Source organism: Streptomyces sp. NPDC052701 (assembly GCF_040678355.1).
In the GTDB taxonomy this organism is placed as follows: domain Bacteria; phylum Actinomycetota; class Actinomycetes; order Streptomycetales; family Streptomycetaceae; genus Streptomyces.
The window spans coordinates 55,157-73,927 of sequence record NZ_JBFATO010000033.1 but is presented as its reverse complement, the minus strand read 5'-3'; the positions used below and the strand labels follow the sequence as shown (position 1 = coordinate 73,927).

Annotated in this window: 19 protein-coding genes and 1 CRISPR repeat array; of the genes, 3 read left to right on the top strand and 16 right to left on the bottom strand. The window is 72.4% G+C overall.

From position 1 onward, the window contains the following. Positions 1-84 precede the first annotated feature (84 nt). On the top strand, positions 85-729 hold the full coding sequence (locus AB0L29_RS28475; RefSeq protein ID WP_365830916.1) for a winged helix-turn-helix transcriptional regulator: 645 nt from the start codon (positions 85-87) through the stop codon (positions 727-729). Positions 730-772: 43 nt separating this feature from the next. Here AB0L29_RS28475 and AB0L29_RS28470 read toward each other — a convergent pair whose 3' ends face one another. From AB0L29_RS28470 to AB0L29_RS28460, 3 genes are read right to left on the bottom strand one after another with little or no spacing between them, the layout of a single operon-like run. Beyond that, positions 773-1,558: a hypothetical protein gene (locus AB0L29_RS28470; protein WP_365830914.1), complete on the bottom strand. Its 786-nt coding sequence runs from the start codon at positions 1,556-1,558 to the stop codon at positions 773-775. Further along, the gene (locus AB0L29_RS28465) at positions 1,558-2,832 is read right to left on the bottom strand and encodes a VWA domain-containing protein (protein ID WP_365830912.1); all 1,275 of its coding nucleotides are present in this window, start codon (positions 2,830-2,832) and stop codon (positions 1,558-1,560) included. The genes AB0L29_RS28470 and AB0L29_RS28465 overlap by 1 nt, the downstream gene beginning before the upstream one ends. A 45-nt stretch (positions 2,833-2,877) precedes the next feature. After that, a complete protein-coding gene (locus AB0L29_RS28460; RefSeq protein WP_365830910.1) occupies positions 2,878-4,371 on the bottom strand; it encodes an IucA/IucC family protein in 1,494 nt (497 codons plus the stop codon). Positions 4,372-4,471: 100 nt separating this feature from the next. Between AB0L29_RS28460 and AB0L29_RS28455 the strand changes: the two genes are divergently transcribed. Then, positions 4,472-6,022 (top strand): IucA/IucC family protein, encoded by a 1,551-nt coding sequence (locus AB0L29_RS28455; RefSeq protein WP_365830908.1) that lies wholly within the window; start codon positions 4,472-4,474, stop codon positions 6,020-6,022. A gap of 293 nt (positions 6,023-6,315) precedes the next feature. Here AB0L29_RS28455 and AB0L29_RS28450 read toward each other — a convergent pair whose 3' ends face one another. From AB0L29_RS28450 to AB0L29_RS28435, 4 genes are all read right to left on the bottom strand, one after another. Then, positions 6,316-6,594, bottom strand: coding sequence for a hypothetical protein (locus tag AB0L29_RS28450; protein ID WP_365830906.1), 279 nt, complete (start codon positions 6,592-6,594; stop codon positions 6,316-6,318). Next, positions 6,585-7,115: an MFS transporter gene (locus AB0L29_RS28445; RefSeq protein WP_365830904.1), complete on the bottom strand. Its 531-nt coding sequence runs from the start codon at positions 7,113-7,115 to the stop codon at positions 6,585-6,587. The genes AB0L29_RS28450 and AB0L29_RS28445 overlap by 10 nt, the downstream gene beginning before the upstream one ends. Before the next feature lie 162 nt (positions 7,116-7,277). Continuing rightward, positions 7,278-7,694: an SRPBCC family protein gene (locus AB0L29_RS28440; RefSeq protein WP_365830902.1), complete on the bottom strand. Its 417-nt coding sequence runs from the start codon at positions 7,692-7,694 to the stop codon at positions 7,278-7,280. Between the two features lie 32 nt (positions 7,695-7,726). Then, entirely contained in the window at positions 7,727-8,056 is a 330-nt protein-coding gene (locus AB0L29_RS28435) for a hypothetical protein (RefSeq protein ID WP_365830900.1), read from the bottom strand. A gap of 139 nt (positions 8,057-8,195) precedes the next feature. Here AB0L29_RS28435 and AB0L29_RS28430 point away from each other — a divergent pair, with 139 nt between their 5' ends. Beyond that, positions 8,196-8,339: a hypothetical protein gene (locus AB0L29_RS28430; protein ID WP_365830898.1), complete on the top strand. Its 144-nt coding sequence runs from the start codon at positions 8,196-8,198 to the stop codon at positions 8,337-8,339. Positions 8,340-8,444: 105 nt separating this feature from the next. Here the strand turns inward: AB0L29_RS28430 and AB0L29_RS28425 are convergent, their stop codons facing one another. From AB0L29_RS28425 to cas7e, 9 genes are all read right to left on the bottom strand, one after another. After that, on the bottom strand, positions 8,445-8,915 hold the full coding sequence (locus tag AB0L29_RS28425) for a hypothetical protein (RefSeq protein ID WP_365830896.1): 471 nt from the start codon (positions 8,913-8,915) through the stop codon (positions 8,445-8,447). Between the two features lie 39 nt (positions 8,916-8,954). Next, entirely contained in the window at positions 8,955-9,077 is a 123-nt protein-coding gene (locus tag AB0L29_RS28420; RefSeq protein WP_365830894.1) for a TetR family transcriptional regulator, read from the bottom strand. A gap of 1,723 nt (positions 9,078-10,800) precedes the next feature. Beyond that, positions 10,801-11,169, bottom strand: a complete 369-nt coding sequence (locus AB0L29_RS28415; protein ID WP_365830964.1) for a transposase — start codon at positions 11,167-11,169, stop codon at positions 10,801-10,803. A 21-nt stretch (positions 11,170-11,190) separates the two neighbouring features. Continuing rightward, complete coding sequence (locus AB0L29_RS28410) at positions 11,191-11,436, bottom strand: hypothetical protein (protein WP_365830892.1); 246 nt, start codon at positions 11,434-11,436, stop codon at positions 11,191-11,193. Between the two features lie 239 nt (positions 11,437-11,675). Next, positions 11,676-14,570: direct repeats of the CRISPR family, unit length 29 nt; unit sequence GGGATCAGCCCCGCGTGCGCGGGGACCAC. A 91-nt stretch (positions 14,571-14,661) separates the two neighbouring features. Next, entirely contained in the window at positions 14,662-15,024 is a 363-nt protein-coding gene (cas2e, locus tag AB0L29_RS28405) for a type I-E CRISPR-associated endoribonuclease Cas2e (protein WP_365830890.1), read from the bottom strand. Next, entirely contained in the window at positions 15,021-16,001 is a 981-nt protein-coding gene (cas1e, locus tag AB0L29_RS28400; RefSeq protein ID WP_365830888.1) for a type I-E CRISPR-associated endonuclease Cas1e, read from the bottom strand. The genes cas2e and cas1e overlap by 4 nt, the downstream gene beginning before the upstream one ends. Next, positions 15,998-16,723 (bottom strand): type I-E CRISPR-associated protein Cas6/Cse3/CasE, encoded by a 726-nt coding sequence (cas6e, locus tag AB0L29_RS28395; RefSeq protein ID WP_365830886.1) that lies wholly within the window; start codon positions 16,721-16,723, stop codon positions 15,998-16,000. The genes cas1e and cas6e overlap by 4 nt, the downstream gene beginning before the upstream one ends. Further along, a complete protein-coding gene (gene cas5e, locus AB0L29_RS28390; protein ID WP_365830884.1) occupies positions 16,723-17,508 on the bottom strand; it encodes a type I-E CRISPR-associated protein Cas5/CasD in 786 nt (261 codons plus the stop codon). The genes cas6e and cas5e overlap by 1 nt, the downstream gene beginning before the upstream one ends. Continuing rightward, complete coding sequence (gene cas7e / locus AB0L29_RS28385; protein WP_365830962.1) at positions 17,505-18,713, bottom strand: type I-E CRISPR-associated protein Cas7/Cse4/CasC; 1,209 nt, start codon at positions 18,711-18,713, stop codon at positions 17,505-17,507. The genes cas5e and cas7e overlap by 4 nt, the downstream gene beginning before the upstream one ends. Between the last annotated feature and the right edge of the window lie 58 nt (positions 18,714-18,771).

Here is an 18,771-nt window from a genome sequence, read left to right as displayed (position 1 = left end):
CCGCCACCTCTTCGGTATCTGGTGTTGCTTGGTTTTACCAAGTGGGAGCTTGGAAAGTCCAACAACTTGTCTAGACTGCGTCGCATGCCACCTCGCCGAAACTACGACCAGTACTGCTCCGCCGCCCGCGCGCTCGACGTCGTCGGCGACCGCTGGACCCTGCTGATCGTCCGGGAGCTGCTGGCCGGCCCGCGCCGCTACACCGATCTGCACGCGGACCTGCCGGGCGTCAGCACGGACGTACTGGCCTCGCGGCTGAGGGACATGGAGCGCGACGGCCTCGCGACCCGGCGCCGGCTGCCGCCGCCCGGCGCGGCGCACGTGTACGAACTCACCTCACGGGGGCGGCAGTTGCTGCCCGTGCTCCAGGCGCTCGGCGCGTGGGGGCAGGCCGAGCTGGGCGAGCGGCGGCCCACGGACGCGGTGCGCGCCCACTGGTTCGCGCTGCCCCTGCTGCGTTCCCTGGAGGGCCGGGGGGCCGCCGGGGAGCGGGGAACCGTCGAAGTGCAGCTGGAGGAGGGGCGGTTCCACCTGCACGTCGGCGCCGAGGACGGCCCCGTGTACGGCGAGGGACCCGCCGCCGGCGAGCCCGACGCCCGGCTGGTCCTGGACACCGACACCTGTACGGCGGTCAGCCGGGGGGAGACGGACCTGGCCGACGCGGTGCGGGAGGGACGCGTCGAGGTGACCGGCGACGGCCCGCTCGCCAAGGCCCTGAGAGGGGCCTGAGAACGGCAGAAGGCCCGCACCGGGCGGGCCTTCTGGTGATGTGTCAGGCTCTCGGCGGCCGTCCCGGCCCACGCGTCAGCGCGTACCCGGCCACCCCCGCCAGCGCGGCCAGCACGCCGCCCACCGCGGTCCACACCCACCGGTCGGACCACAGGCCGGAGGCCCAGCCGTCCTCGGGCTCGACGGCCGACAGCACGGCGGACCCCTCGGACTCCGCACCGTCGGAGCGCGTCGCGACGCCCGGCACCAGCGGTTCGGCCAGCGAGCCGTCCACCGCCGCGGCCCCGCCGATGTTCTCGGAGTCGGCCCGCACCTCGGCGTCGACCGGCAGGCCCAGGTCGGAGGCCGGGAGGTCCACCACCGTCAGCCGGACGTAGTACGTGCCCGGCAGCGGGTCGTTGGCCCACGGCTCCGACCAGGCGCGGACCGTGCGCAGCACGCAGGCCAGCTCGACGGAGGACGCCTCCGGTGCCGCGGTGCGCGTCTGCGCCCCGTACTGGCAGGCCTGACGGCGCCGCAGCCCGTCGTACACGTCGAGCTGCCAGGTCTGGGCGGCGTGCGTGTCCGGCAGCTTCACCGTGGCCCGGACCGCGGGCCGCCGGCCGGCGTCCGCCGGGAACGACCAGTACAGGTAGTCGCCCGCGGACCCGTTCGCCGTGGCCCGCTGTCCCTGCCCGATCTCCGTCGCGGTACGGAACGACGTGCCCGCCCGGGTCGGTGCCGCGTCGTCCGACGGGCCCGGCGAAGGCGCGGCCGAGGCGGTCGCCGCGGGTGCCGCGGCCAGCCCCAGCGTCAGCAGCGCGGCGCTCACCGCGCGGGGGATGCGCATCAGTTCGTCCTCCAGACCGTGACCCGCCAGCGTGACAGCCAGCCCCAGACGAGACCGGCGAGGAAGCCGGTGAGCACCAGCACGCCGAGCAGCCACCAGCCGCGCCCGAGACCGAAGGCGGCCACGTCGTCCGCCGGGGCCGGGCCGTCCACGACGTCGACGGTCAGCTCCAGCGGCAGACCGGGCACGGTCTTCACCCCGGAGGCCGCCGAGAAGGAGTGGGTCACCGCCAGGCACACCGTCTCGGCGGCCGGCTTGTCCGCGTCGGCGTCGTCCCGTTCGGGCCTGGGGTAGCGCAGCCCCGTGGAAATGACGTCGGTACGGCCGTTGCCCGCCGCCTCGCCGCGGACGATCTCCCGGCCGTGCGCCGTCACGGCGCGCAGCAGCACGCCGTAGTCGGGACGCACCGCCCGGTCGGCGGCGACGCTCACCGAGGCGCGCAGCTCCTGGCCCGGCAGCACCTCCACGCGGTACCAGCGCTGCCGCCCGAACTCCTCACGGTCGGTGTAGAGCCCGGACTTCAGCGTCGGCGCCCCGGCGCACCGCGCGGCGCCCTCGACCGCCACCGGCGTCACCACCGGATCGGCCGCGCGGTCCACCAGCTCGTTGACCCGGTCGGTGAGTTCGTCCTGGTGCTCGACCGAGGCGTACGTGCCGCCGGTCGCCTCGGCGATGCAGCTCAGCTGCCTGCTCAGCTCGGCGTTCGGCACCAGGCCCAGGGTGTCGATGGTCAGGCCGATGCCCTTGGCCGCGATCTCGCGGGCCACCTCGCACGGGTCGAGCGGGGCGCAGGTGTCCTCGCCGTCGCTGATCAGCACGATCCGCTTGGAGCCGTCGCCGCCCTCCAGGTCGTCGGCGGCCTTGAGCAGCGCGGGGCCGATCGGGGTCCAGCCCGTCGGGGCGAGCGTGGCCACCGCCGCCTTGGCCTCGGTGCGGTCCAGCGGCCCGACCGGGTAGAGCTGCGCGGTGTCCTTGCAGCCGGTCTTCCGGTCGTCGCCCGCGTAGTCCGCGCCCAGCGTGCGGATGCCGAGTTCGACCTCCTCGGGCGTCGCGTCGAGCACCTCGTTGAACGCCTGCTTCGCCGCGGCCATCCGCGACCGGCCGTCGATGTCCCGCGCCCGCATCGAGCCGCTCACGTCGAGCACGAGGTCGACCTTGGGCGCGTCCTGTCCCGTGGGTTCACCGGCGGCTGCCCCGGCCGGCAGCACCAGCCCGGCCGTCAACGCGGCGAGCAGGGCACCGGCCCCCGCCGCCAGCCGTTTTCTTGTGATCATCGGCGGATCCTACGGAGCGGTGACGCCCTGCTCCAAAACGAGCCGTCAGCGCAGGGGGTTGGGCAGCTCCGCCCACTGGTCCCCGCCCGTCCCCGGCGACAGCCGCATCAGCGTCAGCGCCTTCGCGGGCAGCGGACCGCCGAGCAGGGCGGCCAGGTCGGGCGTGCGCGGCAGGTCCCGTACGGCCGCCTCCAGCGCGTCGCGCAGCGCCGCGCCCGTCCCGGCCGTCCCGGCCAGCGCGCCCGCCACCAGCGACCCGAACAGCTTGCGCCGCAGCGCGAGCGCGTCGTCCGTGACCATCCGGTCGGGCAGCCCGGGCGCGGTCAGGCCGTGCCGGGCGAGGCGGGCCGGGCTGACGCGGATGTCGGCCAGGTCCCGGTAGACCAGCCGCAGCGGGTCACCCGACGGCGACAGCACCACCAGCAGGTTCTGGCCGTGCGCCTCCAGGGCCACGCCCTGCTCCAGCAGGCGCAGCCCGACCGTCAGGGCGAGGCGGGCGAAAGCGGCCAGCCAGGCGGGGGAGCGGGGCAGCGCGGTCGTCGCCAGGGCCGCCACCGGCACCACCCGCTCCCCGTCCGCCGCGTACCGCCGCGGCGACTCGCGCAGCACGGCCGCGAGGTCCGGGGAGCCCGCCGCGACCGCGCCCAGGGTGCGCGTGACGTGCAGCAGGCCGTCCGCGCGCGCCGCCAGCGCCGCCGCGAAGTCCGACAGCACCGCGGACGCGGCGACCGAGGCGAGCGAGATGTCCCGCACCGAGGACGTCAGCCGGGCGCTCAGCGCGGTCTTCACGTGCGGCCCGCCGGGCAGCGCCAGCGTGCGCAGGGACATCAGCGGATGCGCGGCGAGCCGCTCCTCGCAGGTCCGCTTCAGCACGTGCGCCGCCTGCCAGGGGTGCACCGGGACCACCACCCGTCCCGCCTCCCGCAGCCGGTCCGGCCACGCGCCCGTCACCAGGCACTCCCCGGCCGGCACCGGCACCAGCCCCAGCTCCACGACCGGCCCGTGCTCGGGCCCGTACGCCAGCTGCTCGGCCACCGAGAAACCGGGCCGGGAACGGCAGGCGGGGTGGAAGGGATGCCCGTCCACGACCCGCTGCTCCCACTCCCAGTCGGACACCGGCCACTCGTCGGGCCGGTCCCGCCGCCCGGCCCGCGAGAGCGCCAGCGACGCGGTGCCGTGGCCGAGTTCGGCGGCGAAGGCGGCGCACCGCGGTACGGCGAGGTCCGCCATCAGCCGCGCGGGATCGTCGTAGTCCCTCCCGTCGAGCCGTACGGCGGTGACGTACGCGCCGGTCGCGTAGGGGTCCGGGTGCGGGCCGTGCAGCCGGCGGCCGTCGGACAGCCGCAGGACGAGCCCGTCCCGCCCGCGCTCGCGGGCGGCGATCCACGGCAGCGGATCGTGGGCCAGTCCGCGCCACAGCCGGGTCAGCACGGCCGCACGGGCCCCGGGCAGCGCGGCCGCGTACCGCGCGAGGAGGTCGGGACGCCGGGCGGCCAGCTCGTCGGCGACCTCGGCCTCGGCGGTGGGTGGACGGTGCACGGGCGGGCTCCTCGGGTACGCATAGGACGTCACGGGGGAAGGACGACGAGCGACATACTGATCATCCCCGCCCGGACGGACCGTAGGAACGAGTGAACGCGTGGACCTCCTGCCCCCGCCCGCCGACGACGCCGCCGCCCGGCGCGCCGACGTCGCCGAGCGCGCCGACGCGTACGCGGCCGCACCGCTGCTGAACTGCCTGCTGCGCGAGGTCGCCGAGCCGGTGGCGGAACATGACCCCGCGGGGCGCTCCGGCGCCGCCGGCGGCGCTTGGGGCGGACGCCGGGTGTACCGGCTGCCCGGCGTGGACCGCCTGCTGCGGGTGCGCGGCACCCGGCGGCCCGCCGAGCCCGAGCTGCACGCCGCGGGCCGCTGGCACCGCATCGGCCACACCGAGCTGGTCAAGCTCGTCGCCGAGGAGCTGCGCCGGCACACCGGCCTGTCCAACCACGAACTGCCCGCCGAGATGATCGACAGCCGTGACGCGGTGGCCGCCCTGCTGACCGCCCGCGCCCGCGCCACCCCGCCCGGGAGCCCCTACCTGCGCTCGGAGCAGTCCCTGCTGACCGGCCACCCGCACCACCCCGCCCCCAAGGCGCGCGGCGGCGGCCCGGCCGCCGGCTGGCTGCCGTACGCGCCCGAGGCGCACGCCCGCTTCCCGCTGACGCTGCTCGGCCTGCGCGAGGACACCGTCGTCGAGGAGGGCGACACCCGCGCCCTGGACGCCCTCGGCACCGCCCCGCCCGGCTACCGGCTGCTGCCCGCCCACCCCTGGCAGCTCGACCTGGCCGGCCGGGAGCTCGCGCCGGCCTTCGCCGACGGCCGGCTCGTCCGCCTGGGCACGACCTCCTTCGACGCCTGGCCCACGGCCGCCGTCCGCACCCTGTACGCCCCCGGGCACGACCTCTTCCTCAAGTTCAGCCTGGACGTGCGCATCACCAACGACGTCCGCCGGCTGTGGCGCCACGACCTGCTGAAGCTGCGCCGGACGGACGCGGCGGTGTCACGGGCCCTGCGCGAGGGACCCGCGGCCTGGCTGAGCGACCGCGGCTACCGCACCGCCGGCTTCGCCTTCGAGGAACTGGCCGTCCTCGTGCGCGACGGCTTCGCCGGCCACCTCCCGCCCGGCGCGACCCCGCTGCTCGCCGCCGGCCTCGTCGAGGGCTTCGACGGCAGCCCGCTCGACACCACCGCCGACCCGGCGGCCTGGTGGGAGGCCTACCTGGCCCAGGTGGTCCCCCCGGCCGTGACCGCCTTCGCCGACCACGGGGTCGTCCTGGAGGCGCACCTGCAGAACACCCTGGTCGCCGTCGACCACGAGGGCACGCCGGTGCGGGCGCTGTTCCGGGACGCCGAGGGCGTGAAGCTGCTGCCGGAGGTGGACCGGGCCGCCGGCTGGGAGCGGCTGGTGTACTGCCTGGTCGTCAACCACCTCGCCGAACTCGCCGGGGCGCTCGCCGAACGCCGTCCGGGTCTGGACCCCTGGCCCGCCGTACGCCGCGCGCTGGCCCGCCACGACCTGCCCGAGGCCGCCGCCCTGCTCGCCGCGCCCACCCTCCCCGGCAAGACCAACCTGCTGCTGCGCTGGACGGGCGCCGACGGCGCCGACGCGCGCTACCTGCCGCTGCCGAACCCGCTGGCCGGGCCGTGAACACGACCGGACGGCCGGAGGCCCCCCGTACCCCGGCGGGTGCGGTCGCGCGACGTGACCGTTGTCCGCTGGGTGACCCCGCTCAGGCCGGCCGGCTCCGTACCCGGAGCCGTCGAGGCCGACGACCTGGCTGCCGGTCTTCCTCGGGGTGATGTGCCCGACGCCCCGCCGGCGCAGCCAGACCCGAATCGCCTTGGAGTCGCAGCCCTTGTGGCCGATGACGTGGTCCGGTCCGCTCCGGGGGCGTCCCGGCCCGGTGCGGGGCACCCGGATCGCGTCCATGCCCTGGTCGATCACGAGGGCACCTTGCCAGCCCGGGCCCGGATCACCGCGACCTCGACGGGCTGCACCAGCTCCGTGAACTCCTCACCACCCACGGCGACACCGCGAATGCCCCGATTCCCGTCGCGACCGAGACTTCCCGCAGGCTTCTCGTCGCCCGCTCCGCGCCGGCCGCGGCCCCCGCTGACACACACCCGGGCGTCGGCGACGGCAGCGGCTTCGCCGCCGCCGACCACCCCGGCGGAGCGGGTGTCGGGGACGGCGACCAGGGCGGCGAGGATCAGTGCCACGCCGATCGGGAGGTTGACGAGGAAGATGGCGCGCCACCCGGAGCCGAAGATGTCCGCGTCGACGAGCCAGCCGCCGAGCAGCAGACCGGCGACCGAGCCCAGCGCCGTGACGACACCGATGATGCCGAGATCGGCCCGCGCTCATGGGGCTTGAAGAGCACCTGCACGGTCGAGAGGACCTGCGGGACCATGACGCCCGCGAACGCACCCTGCAGGACGCGCGCCAGGATGAGGAGTTCGGGGCTGCCGGCGGCCGGCGCCAGCAGCGAGGCCAGGGTGAAGCCGGTGATGCCGAGGATGAACACCCGCTGGCGGCCGAAGATGTCACCGAGCCGTCCGCCGGTCACGAGGAGGGCGGCGAACGCGAGCATGTAGCCGCCGATGGTCCATTCCAGCTGGGCCGGTGAGGCGTCGAAGCCTTTCTGGATCGAGGGTAGTGCTGTGTTCACGATGGTCGAGTCGACCAGATCCATGAACATGGTGAAGATCAGCACCGTCACCGCGACGACGCGCTTGTTCATGCTGGATGCCGTCCGTTGGAAAGGGAGAAGGAAAGTCGGAGCCCCGCCGGTGTGTCCGGCGGGGCTCCGGGTGTACCCGGCACCGCACGGGGGATGACTGGCGCTCGGGCACGCCGAGGGCTCCTGGACGGGGGCGGCCAGGAGCCCTGGCTCTGGGGGGTTTTACCGGGCGGCCTCGACCAGCGCCTCGACGCCGGCGGCGATGTTGCCCGCCAGCACCTCGCCGTGCGCCGCCCCCATCTGCTCGCTGCCGGGTCCGGTGAACTCGACGGTGTGCGTGATGCGGCTGCCTCCGCCCGGCAGGGCCGTCACGCGGCAGTCGGAGCGGGACGTGAGCTCGTCGGTGAGCTGCACGTCGATGGTGAATCCCTCGCCCTCCGTCACGTCGCTGAGCGTGGAGGATGCGGGCGGCTGCCCCTCGGAGGCCACCCGGCCCGTGCTGCCGGTCTCGAAGGGACCTTCAAGGTCCAGCTTCACCATGCCGGCGTTCCAGGTGGGCCAGGTGCCGGTGCTCGCGTACTGGGTCCAGATCGCCTCAGGAGCCAAGCCGGCGTCGGCGCTGTATGCGTGCTGCCACATGTAGATCCTCAGAATCTGTACGTACCCATGTCTTATACGAACGTACATTTAAGTCGGGGGTCGTGCAACCTCTCCCCGTCGAACGAACGGCTGGTGCCGCCGATCGGGCGGCGCCAGCCGTGGCACGGGCACAACTCACTTGCCGTGCTTGACCGCTGTCCGGCGTCGACCCGCAGCTGGGCGCCCGTCACGAACCGGGACTCGTCCGAGGCCGGGTGGGCGACGGCGTGGGACACGTCGATGGGCTCCGCGTAAGGAGCCGGCGTGGCGGGGAACTTCGGGAAGACCTGCTCGGCATCCTCGCGGGTCGGGTTCTCCAGGTCCGGCCGGAACATCCGGTGCATCCGCTCGTCCTGGAGCATCGAGGTGTCGACACCAGGTCCCGGGTGGCGGCCTTCCTGGTCACCACCCGGCGCCCGGCCTTTTTCCCGGCCACCCGGGACGTGACGTGGAAAACGGTCTCGAACTCGTCGTCATCTGCACGGGGTACGCACCCGGCCGGTGGAACTCGCCCGCCGGCTGAGGGGGGTCCTGACCAAGGGAATGCTGCCCAGCGAGGGCCGCCGCATCGAGGAGTTCCCGCTGGACTCCAACCGTCAGGTGGACCGCGAGCGGCTCGCGGCGCAGCGGACGGGCACCGGCTGAGCGGGTGCCGTCGCGGCCCGGAACACGTATTGCCCGCCCGATCGGTGCGATCGGGCGGGCAACGACGTGAGTGGGGGATGCCGGGCAGCTCCCGTCCGGTCCGCTTCAGGAAGCGGGCGAGGACGTCTCGGCGGGGAGCTCGGTGCGCGTGGACATGAGCAGAAGACGCAGCGCATGGGCGAGATCGGCTCCGGACGGCTCCCGCTCCGGGTCCACCATCAGCTGCGCCGTCACGCCCATGAACAGGGCCTGGTGGAACGAGCCGACCGCACGCAGCTGCTCCGGGTCGGCCGCGTCGTCCGTGAGGTCCTTGAACATCCCGACGTCCTTGAAGACGTTCACGATGCCCATGTGCCCCTGTTCGATGCCGTCGGCGAGCGCCTGGCGGACCACCGGCACGTGATCGACCTGGGCGAAGGCCTCGAAGCTGGCCGCCCAGACCTGCCGGTGCATGTGGAAGTCCCCGATCAGCCGGGTCCAGATCGTCTCGAAGCGTTCCAGGGGACCGGTGTCGTGGTCGTCGTCGGCCGCCACGGCCTGGGTCGGCTCCTCGCCGGACTCGCTGATGGCCTCCATCAGGACCTGGTTCAGGAGGTCTTCCTTGGAGCCGTAGCGTTAGCCGATGGACGCCAGGTTGGTGCCCGAGGCGGTGGCGATGTCCCGGGCAGTCGTGCGTGCGTACCCCTTTTCGGCCAGGCAGCGCTTCGCGCCCACCAGCAGGTCTTCACGATGTCCCATGGGGTGCTCCTGCCTCACGTCTGTGCACCTGTCTTGCACGGCGACCTTGTACGAGCGTCTAATTCCGACTCGCGCCTGCCGGAATCGGGGAATCTCAGCGACGTGAACGGTAAGGATCATGTGGTCCGAGCCGCCGTGCGCCGGTGTCCGGACCGGTTCAGGCGCCGGCGGGAGCGGTCGGCGCGGCACGGTCCGTCTTTCCGCCGGCGGCCGTCGGGGGTTCAGGCATCCGGCACCGACCCTGCTGCCGAGCATCTGCGGGCCGTGAACACGTGTCATACCTGCACCCGGAAGCCCGCATCGGCCGGACCGGCATCTTCCCGCAACGTGCCGAGGGGCGAAGGGCCGACAAGGGAAAGCGGCTCCGAAGGACGGCTTCCACGTGCTGCGGCACGCCTGTGTTCCGATCACGCTGGAGGCGGGGGAGCCTGCGGCGACCGGGGCGCGGCGGCTCGGCCACTCCTCGTCGGCGGTCACCCCCGGTTACTATGCTCATTTCGTGCCGGAAGCCGGAAGCCGGAAGCAAGGGGCGCACCGCTCCTGACGGACCGCCGGGGAGACAGGGGGACGAGCATGCCGGCCGAAACCTCCCGGACTCTCCCCAGGGCTGATCAGGGAGGTTTCATCGGATGGCGCCCCGTAGGAGCTGACCGTGGAACGTGAGACGAAAGAGCCATGGGGCCTTGGAAGATGCTGAGGGAGGTCACCGCAACCCGCTACGTCGAGCCCCTGCGCTCCGGCGGCTCCGTCCCCGGCGTCGTCGAGGCCGACGACCTGGGCACCTACGTCGTGAAGTTGTCCACAGGGTGGCGCTGGCCTGCGGTGATGCAGCAACCCCTGTCGCTGAGCTGCACAGATGTTCCTTTCAGAGTGTTTCAGGTTCGTGCTGCTTTATGTAGCCGATCCTCCCCACGCGCTCCCCAGCGGCGCGGATACTCCCCAGATTCTCCCCAGGGAAAGCCGAGGTCATCAGCGGCGACGAGACGAAACTCTTCCCTGTCATAGGCACGTTGAGTGACTGCCGAGGGGGTGGGCCACTCTGTAGTGGCCGACTCTGCCATGCTTGGTTGCCCCCGGCCGAGGGGCACTCGTTCGGCTCTATGCAGAGCATGGGAGCGCGGTGCGGGCTGGACCCCGTGTCCAGGTGGTCTGCCCTTAACGAACGGCAGCGCGCTCTTCTCGAACGCGTCGCGGCCAGTGAAGAACCCGGAGCCTGGTCGCCTGGGGACTGGAGCTCGGCCCATGCCCTACGCGATCGTGGGCTTCTGACGGTCGGCAGGGCTGGAGGGCACGGCCGTGTGGAGGTCACCGAGGCCGGCCGGTTCTACGTCCGGCTTGGCTATCACCCCGAGGATCCAGCATTCGAGGGCGGTGGTGCCCAGGAGGTGTCCGCCGCGCCTCCAGCGTCGACAAGAGCAGACGGGCGGCGCGAAGACGCGCGTCGCAAGCGCAGTCCGATGCCGTACAGCGAACGGCCCATCGCTCGTGCTCGACGGGCGAAGGCACAGGAGTTGGTCCAGCGTCTGGTCGCCGAGGGGAGTGTGCTTCCTCACCGCGTGGAGGAAGCCCTCGTGGTGGGGTGAGGGCGGCCGTTGAGTTGTTGGCTGCCCCGCCCATTCACTTCTCGGTAGTCACGTTTCGTGAGGCGGGGTGGATGTCAGGTGGGTGTGGGCCTGTCAAACGAGCGGGTCTGTTCCGTAGTCGGTGGCGCCGGAGGGTGTGGTCAGCTCAGGAGGATGCGGTGGCGGAGGAGGGGGAAGCGCGCGCGGCCGTACATCTGGCGCTTGATCAGCTTGGTTTTGTAGTTCACGCCTTCGGTGCCGCCGTCGTGGTGCGGCAGGGTGAGGGCGGCGTCGACTGCGGCGCGGTCCTTCTCGAGGCTACGGGTGAAGGCATGCAGGTGGGGCAGGTCCTCGGTTTGGGCCGAGGTGATCCAGGTGCTCAACAGGCTGGCATTGCCGTCGGCGGGATCCAGCAGCGCGGCGAGGTGGTGGATGAGGTCGGTCGGAGCGGTCATCTCGTGGCAGGCAGTGCGGGCGGCCTCGATACGTTCGCGCTGGTGGTCCTTGAGGCGGTCGGGACGGGTGAGCAGGTAGCGGGCCAGGCGCCGGGGTTAGAGGGCGGGCCGGTCGGCCTCGACACGGCCCTGGTTGATGTAGCGGACCAGCAGGTTCGAGCTGCCGGTGTAGCCCAGCTTCCTGATCTCCTGGAGGAGATGGGTGACGGGGGCGGCCGGGTTCTGCAGTCGGCGCTTGCGCAGGTGATCGCGGTAGGGGGCCACGAGGGTGGGCCGGTACTTGGGGGCGCGGATGAGGCGCGCGGGCTCGGTGACACGGTCATAGCGCTTGACGGTGTTCAAGGCGAGGTTCAGGCGCCGTGCGCATTTCAGCAGGCCGGCTCCGCGCTTGCGCAGGGCGTGGACCTGCTGCCAGCGCTCGCGTGTGGTGGCGGCCTGTCTCCCCTCGGCCGGGGGCGGGCCCGCTTTCGCTCAGCAGGTGCTGTGCGCGGCGACTTCTTTGCGGACGGCCTCGGCGAGGTTGTGCCACAGGCGCCAGCGGTCGCTGATCTGGAGACCGGATCGACGCAGGTCGACGCCCTGGGATCAGCCCCGCGTGCGCGGGGACCACCACCACACGGCCTGGACGAAGGGCAAATGGGAGGGAACAGCCCCGCGTGTGCGGGGACCACCTGCTCACCACCCGCACCAACGGGCCGCTGCTGGGATCAGCCCCGCGTGCGCGGGGACCATGCCTTCAACGGCGCGGGGGACGCCGTCGTGGCGGATCGGCCCCGCGTGCGCGGGGACCACGCCATGTGGTAGGCGTCGTCGGCGTCGGTCGGGGGATCAGCCCCGCGTGCGCGGGGACCACTCGTGAGGAGTTGGCGGCCGCCGAGCGTGCGCGGGATCAGCCCCGCGTGCGCGGGGACCACGCGAGGACGCTCACGCTCGACGAGCCGTGCCCGGGATCAGCCCCGCGTGCGCGGGGACCACACGATTCGTCACGTGACGAAACGCGGGCGCCCGGGATCAGCCCCGCGTGCGCGGGGACCACTCGGGGTCGGCGTCCCAGATGGCGGCGAGGTTGGGATCAGCCCCGCGTGCGCGGGGACCACAGGAGGCGGACGAGCGCTTCGTCCGCGCGGACGGGATCAGCCCCGCGTGCGCGGGGACCACTTCCCACGATTCCCCGAGGTCCCCGGAGTTTCGGGATCAGCCCCGCGTGCGCGGGGACCACCTGGAGGCAGTGGTGTTCAAAGGTGGCGGGGCGGGATCAGCCCCGCGTGCGCGGGGACCACCGGGGTGATGCGGTGTACCCCGTCTCCGACCGGGGATCAGCCCCGCGTGCGCGGGGACCACAGCTTGTCGTCGTGCGGCGCCTCCGGCTCGAAGGGATCAGCCCCGCGTGCGCGGGGACCACTCTACGGCGCGGTCGTCGATGGACAGGACTGCGGGATCAGCCCCGCGTGCGCGGGGACCACGACGGGAGCACCCGGGACATCGACGTGCCGCCGGGACAAGCCCCGCGTGCGCGGGGACCACCTGATGCCGAGGTCGCGGACAAGCTGCTCACCGGGATCAGCCCCGCGTGCGCGGGGACCACACACGGAGCGCTCGACGTCGCAGCCCATGGAGGGGATCAGCCCCGCGTGCGCGGGGACCACGCCCTGCAGTACGAGGCCCAGTCCCGGGGCATGGGATCAGCCCCGCGTGCGCGGGGACCACCCGGTCTTCTCCCGGACCGTGCCGGGGGAGACGGGATCAGCCCCGCGTGCGCGGGGACCACCACGCCTCGCCCTCACGGAAGTCAGCGACGTGGGGATCAGCCCCGCGTGCGCGGGGACCACGGTCACGGCTTCTCCTTCCGGGTGGTGAGGTGGGGATCAGCCCCGCGTGCGCGGGGACCACCCGTTGTAGACGCCGTCGCTGCTCATGGCCCGGGGATCAGCCCCGCGTGCGCGGGGACCACCGGACCGCGTACAGGTCGCCCAGGCCGGTGATGGGATCAGCCCCGCGTGCGCGGGGACCACGAGGGTGAACACCCGGGGCTTGCCGCCCTTGCGGGATCAGCCCCGCGTGCGCAGGGACCACAGGTCCCGAATCGTCTCCGCCCACTGGGCGGCGGGATCAGCCCCGCGTGCGCGGGGACGACAAGTTGTCGTACTGGATCGCCACCGTCGCCAGGGGATCAGCCCCGCGTGCGCGGGGACCACTTCGCGGAGACCTCGATGACGGCGATGACCTCGGGATCAGCCCCGCGTGCGCGGGGACCACGATCGGGCCCGGTCGCCAAACCGGATCCCGGGGGGATCAGCCCCGCGTGCGCGGGGACCACGATCGGGCCCGGTCGCCAAACCGGATCCCGGGGGGATCAGCCCCGCGTGCGCGGGGACCACGTGTGGCAAACGATCAGCGCACAGTGCCCGCTGGGATCAGCCCCGCGTGCGCGGGGACCACACCAGCACGTCGTAGGTGCGCACGGGCGGCAGGGGATCAGCCCCGCGTGCGCGGGGACCACAACGCCACGTTCCGGGTGCGCATGGAGTGCTGGGGATCAGCCCCGCGTGCGCGGGGACCACAACAGCTCTCGGGCACGAATCCTGCCGTGAGGGGGATCAGCCCCGCGTGCGCGGGGACCACGCGCGCGCGGCTTCGATCAGGTGGGTGTCGGCGGGATCAGCCCCGCGTGCGCGGGGACCACTCCCACTGGTCCTCCTAGGCGACCGCGGCGAGGGGATCAGCCCTGCGTGCGCGGGGACCACGCCAGGCCCTCGCACTGCTCGTCGGAGTACAGGGGATCAGCCCCGCGTGCGCGGGGACCACCGAAACTTCCCGAAGAAGCGGGAGGCTGACGCGGGATCAGCCCCGCGTGCGCGGGGACCACCAGATCGAGGAAGACCCGGCGGACGCCGGCGAGGGATCAGCCCCGCGTGCGCGGGGACCACTGCAGGCGCTCGTCCGGCTCGATCGATCCGAGGGGATCAGCCCCGCGTGCGCGGGGACCACTCGCTGTCCTCGTCTTCCTCGACGGCGGGGGTGGGATCAGCCCCGCGTGCGCGGGGACCACGACCTCGCGGCGGCCGACGACCCCGGCGAGGTGGGATCAGCCCCGCGTGCGCGGGGACCACGTAGGGGTCGCCCGCTGGGTAGTGGTCGGCGAGGGATCAGCCCCGCGTGCGCGGGGACCACTCCAGCTGGACGGCGGCCTTCTGCCGGTTCTTGGGATCAGCCCCGCGTGCGCGGGGACCACCCTCGGCGCCGCGTACCTGCCGGACGCGTCCGGGGGATCAGCCCCGCGTGCGCGGGGACCACCGCACCATAGACATGCAGCACCAGCACTCCTTGGGATCAGCCCCGCGTGCGCGGGGACCACACCGCTCCACCAAGGGCAAGGGCCTGCAGCAGGGATCAGCCCCGCGTGCGCGGGGACCACAAGCTGGGCGCTACTGTTCAGTCCGATGCGTCGGGATCAGCCCCGCGTGCGCGGGGACCACAGGCCGTGACGTGCGGTTTTACATGGAGGGGTGCCCAGTTGTACTTCCTTTTGGAGAAACGGGCATATTTCCTGAATTGGGCTTCATGTTGTTAAGTGCCTCGAAAACGCCGTCTCTTGGCTGCCTTACTCCAACCCTGGTGTCCGGACTCGGGTTGAGGGATGGAGGGTGCTGGTGTGTGAGGAGAGGGGCGGTGGAGGAGGGTGACGCCTTCGTGGTCGGTAGGGTGCCAGGCGTGTTCGTGGGTGGCGAAGGTGAATCCTTGCTCATTGTCGGTCTGGTAGGCGAGCAGGGCGCGGCCTTGGCCTCGGTAGCGGCGGACTTCTTCCCAGAGGATGTCGCGTACGCGGGCGGTGGGGGAGCCGATGAAGACGCCCGGGGATATTTCGAGCAGCCAGCGGGTGAGGAAGCCGCGTAGACCTGCGGGGCAGTTGGCGAGCACGATGACGGTCACCAGATCGGTTCCTCACTGAAGTGGGGTTCGGCCTCGGTGTCGCCGTAGTTGCGGCCGCCGGCCACGAGGCGGCCGTGGTCGGTCTGGAGCGCGACCTGGTCGGTTGTTTCCTCTACGTCCCGGCCGTCGCCGTGGTGGGCGAGGAGGAGGTTTTTGATGTCCTGTACGCAGCGGTCGAGGAGGCCCGTTTGATTGATGCGGTCTCTGAGTGCTCTGCGAGTTCGGGTGGCGACGTCGTCTTCGCCCTGGGCTGCCGCGTCGAAGGCGGCGGGGATGGCGATGTCTGTCTTGTAGAGGTCGGCGATGTCCAGGACGAACGAGCGTTCGTGGCCTGAGTGGACGAAGCCGAGCCCGGGCGAGCAGCCCAGTGCGCACACCACGGCGTGGGCGATGCCGTACATGCACTGGGCGGCCGCGGTGACGGCCTGGTTGGCCGGATCGCCGGCGGAGAAGTTGCCGTGGTGGTATTCGCGTCGGCGCCAGGGGACGCCGGTGCGGGCGGCTTCGCGGCGGTAGCACTCCTTGACCCGGCGGCCTTCCATGTTGAGCAGTTCCTGGCGGGTACGAGTAGAGGGGTCGTCGTCGGGGAATCGCAGCCGGTACATGGCTCGTGCGACGGCGAGACGGGTTCGGCGGTTAGCCCAGGCCGTGGCCTGTGCCTCCACGAGGCGGGAGGAGCGGGTCAGGGCTCGGCCGCCCGCGTAGAAGCGCACGCCTTGCTCGCCGACCCAGAGGACGCCTGCTCCGCATTCGCCGAGTACGGACATGGCCTGGTGGGTCACCCGGGTGCCCGGCCCCAGGAGCAGGGTGCCGATGGCGGCGGACGGGATGTGGGTGACTCCGTCCGCGTCGGTGGCCGTGATGGCGTTGTCCTCGCGGTGGATGGTGCAGCGTTCCAGGTAGATGAAGGAGATCCGGTCGCCGACTCGGGTGAGCTCTCGGGGAGAGGAGGCGGCGCGTTGGCTGACGGTGCTCATGAGGCGCGTGCGGGGGCGAGAGTTATCAGGCCGCAGCCGTAGGCCTTGCCCTTGCCCAGTCCGTGGGTGAGGGTGCGGCGGAAGGCGTCGATGTCGGTGATGCGCAGGCGTCCGTCGAAGGTGACCTGGGTGAGGCGGACGTCATGGCGGGGGGAGCGGCTCTGATCGCTCTTGCGGAACTGCAGTGGCGTCCGGTTGTGCACGATCACCTGATGCTCGTGGCCGTGTTCCGTCAGCTGCCGCTCCGGGGGGATGCGGACGATCTCGAAGCCGGCGCGTTCCTGCCGGGCCAGCAGCCAGCCGATCTGGTGGCGGGGGGTGATGTGGGCGGTCCGCTTGGTCTCGGCGCCTGCCGCGTCGCCTTCCTTGCGGATGTAGTGGACTGGGTTGGCGGTGAGCCGGAAGGCCCAGGTGCTGCCTGCGGTGAGGCGGTCGAGGAACTCCTTGTAGGCGAAGGTGGTCCAGCCCGGTTGGTCGAGGTTGGGCCAGCCGGCCTGTTCGACCAGGTGGGTCAGGTCTGGGCGGTCGGGGCTGACGATGAACAGATCGGCGCGGGCGGAGGCGGCCGGGTCCACGCGCCACAGCACCCGTGGTCCCTCGCCGTTGCGGGGCAGGGCGTCGGGGAAGGCCATGTTCACGGCGCCGTGCATGAGGTGGGGGGAGCCGAGGAGTCGGCGGGCGCCGGATCGGGCGGTGTTGATGCGGAAGCGGGTCAGGTACATCAGTTGGACCTCGGGATGTTCTCTGCCGTGGCGGCGCCTGCGGGCCCGTCGAGGGGGCGTAGCAGGGTCGTCGGGTCGTGCGGCCCGGACACGGCGGGTGCTGCGGGAGACGGTGGGACGACCCGGTCGGTGCGGATGCCGCGTAGCTGGTATTGCCGGTGCCGTGGGGCGAAGCTGACCGGCGTGTCGCGCAGGGACAGGTGCGGGAGCTGTCCTGGCGGGCAGTCGATCAGCGACTCCAGGGACTCCGGGGCGGCCGCAGCGTCGCTCCGGCTCTTTTGGCGCGTCAGCTGCCGCCGGTACCAGGGGGATGCCTGCCACGGTGCGGTGCGCAGGGCCTCCTCCAAGGTGGTGTCCGCCCTCGGCGGGCCCATGTCGAGAGGGCGGGACGGGGGGCAGGAGCGTCGGCCGAGGTAGGGCAGGAAGTGCGGGGCGAGCAGGCCCTGGTGCAGACGCTGCAGCAGGGCCTGCTCGCCTTCGACGCCGGCGACGAAGACGGCGTCGGCGAGGTAGAAGCGCTCCGACAACGGCATGGCCTTGCCGGAGTCGGCGTGGTGGGCGGTGTGGAAGTCTCTTAGGCGCAGGCCGGGTTGGTCGATGCGTACGCCGAACCGGAGGGCTGCCAGGTCGGAGAGGTCCGCGGTGCGGGGCCGGCCGTCGGCGGCGGCGAGCAGACCGAGCACGCCGCTCTTGGTGGGCGCGTTCTCCGTGGTGCGGCGGGCGAAGCGGGCTGCGGAGCCCCAGGACTGCAGGGGGCCGGCGAGCCGCAGCAGCAGCACCGTCATGCGGCGGCTCCGGAGGCGAGTCGCTGGGCGACGGCGGCGCCAACGTCCTGCAGCAGTGCCTTCAAGGAGACCTGCTGCCCCAGTTCGGCCAGCGCTTCGGTTTCGTCACCCACACGGAAGACCCAGCTGTGGTCCTCGGGGGTTTCGATGCCGTACTGCCTCTCCAGGTCCGGTACGTATGCGACGAGTCGGCGGCAGCTCTCGCGCAGGTATCCCCCGCCGGGGCCCTGCGGCACCGGCTCCTCGAAGGCGCTCACGAAGCTGACCGGGCGGCGGTCGCGGAGCTTCACGATCACGGCGGAGGGCAGGGTGTGGTTGCCGAAGGTGTTCACCTTCCCGGTCGGCAGGGAGGTGATGAACGCTTCCAGGAACGCCGCGACGGCCTTCTCCACCGGCGCGCTGGGTGCTTCGTCGTCCCGGAGTCCGAGCCCGAGGTTGCGCTGCAACTCGTCGACGTTCACGGCGGCGTAGCGGTAGAGGGTGGCGGAGTTGAAGTCGACGGTGCCGATCATTCCGGCGCCGGATTCCTCAGCGGTGTTCAGGTCGTCGACGGCCGTGTAGTAGTCGGACTCGATGTCCGACTTGTGCACGCTGATGGCGTGCGCCACCTGCGTGGCCGCCTCGACGTTCAGGTCCGCGGAGTCGGCGACCATGCGGCCGAAGAGGGCGATGTCCACCGAGTGCCGGGAGTCGACGGCCTGCCGGGCCGCGGCCTTGTTCTCCTTCTTCTTGAAGTGGTTCTTGAGCGCGTCGACGTCCCCCGTGCCGCCGCCGGCTTCGATCGCCAGCTCGGCCAGGGCATCCAGCTGGCGCCGGCTGAGGAACATCAGGTACGAGGAGGTGGGGGAGGCGGCCGGCTCGTCGCCGTTCTTCCCCTTCCGCTTCGGCACCTCGATCTTGGTGCCGGTGGCCGCCTGCAGCGTTTCGGCGGCCAACTCGACGGCCACCGGCTGCAGGGAGCCGTCCTTGGCGGTGATCCGCTCGGCCAGGGCCTCGGCGACCTTCTTGGTGCGGACACCGAGTGCCTCGGGAGGCAGCAGGTCGTTGAACGCCTTGCGGGTCGCGCGCTTCCAGGCCTGGCTGGAGACCCGTGCGCGGCGCACTCCTCCGTAGTAGGCCGACTTCGGCGTTCCGGTGTCGTCGCGGTTGAGGTTGCTCGGCGGAACGGTCTGGAGAACGTGGATGTCGAGGATAGTGCGGGTCACCATGGTTCCGTTTCTCTTCAGGGGATGCTGCGCCGGGCCGGGCGCAGGAGAGGAAGTG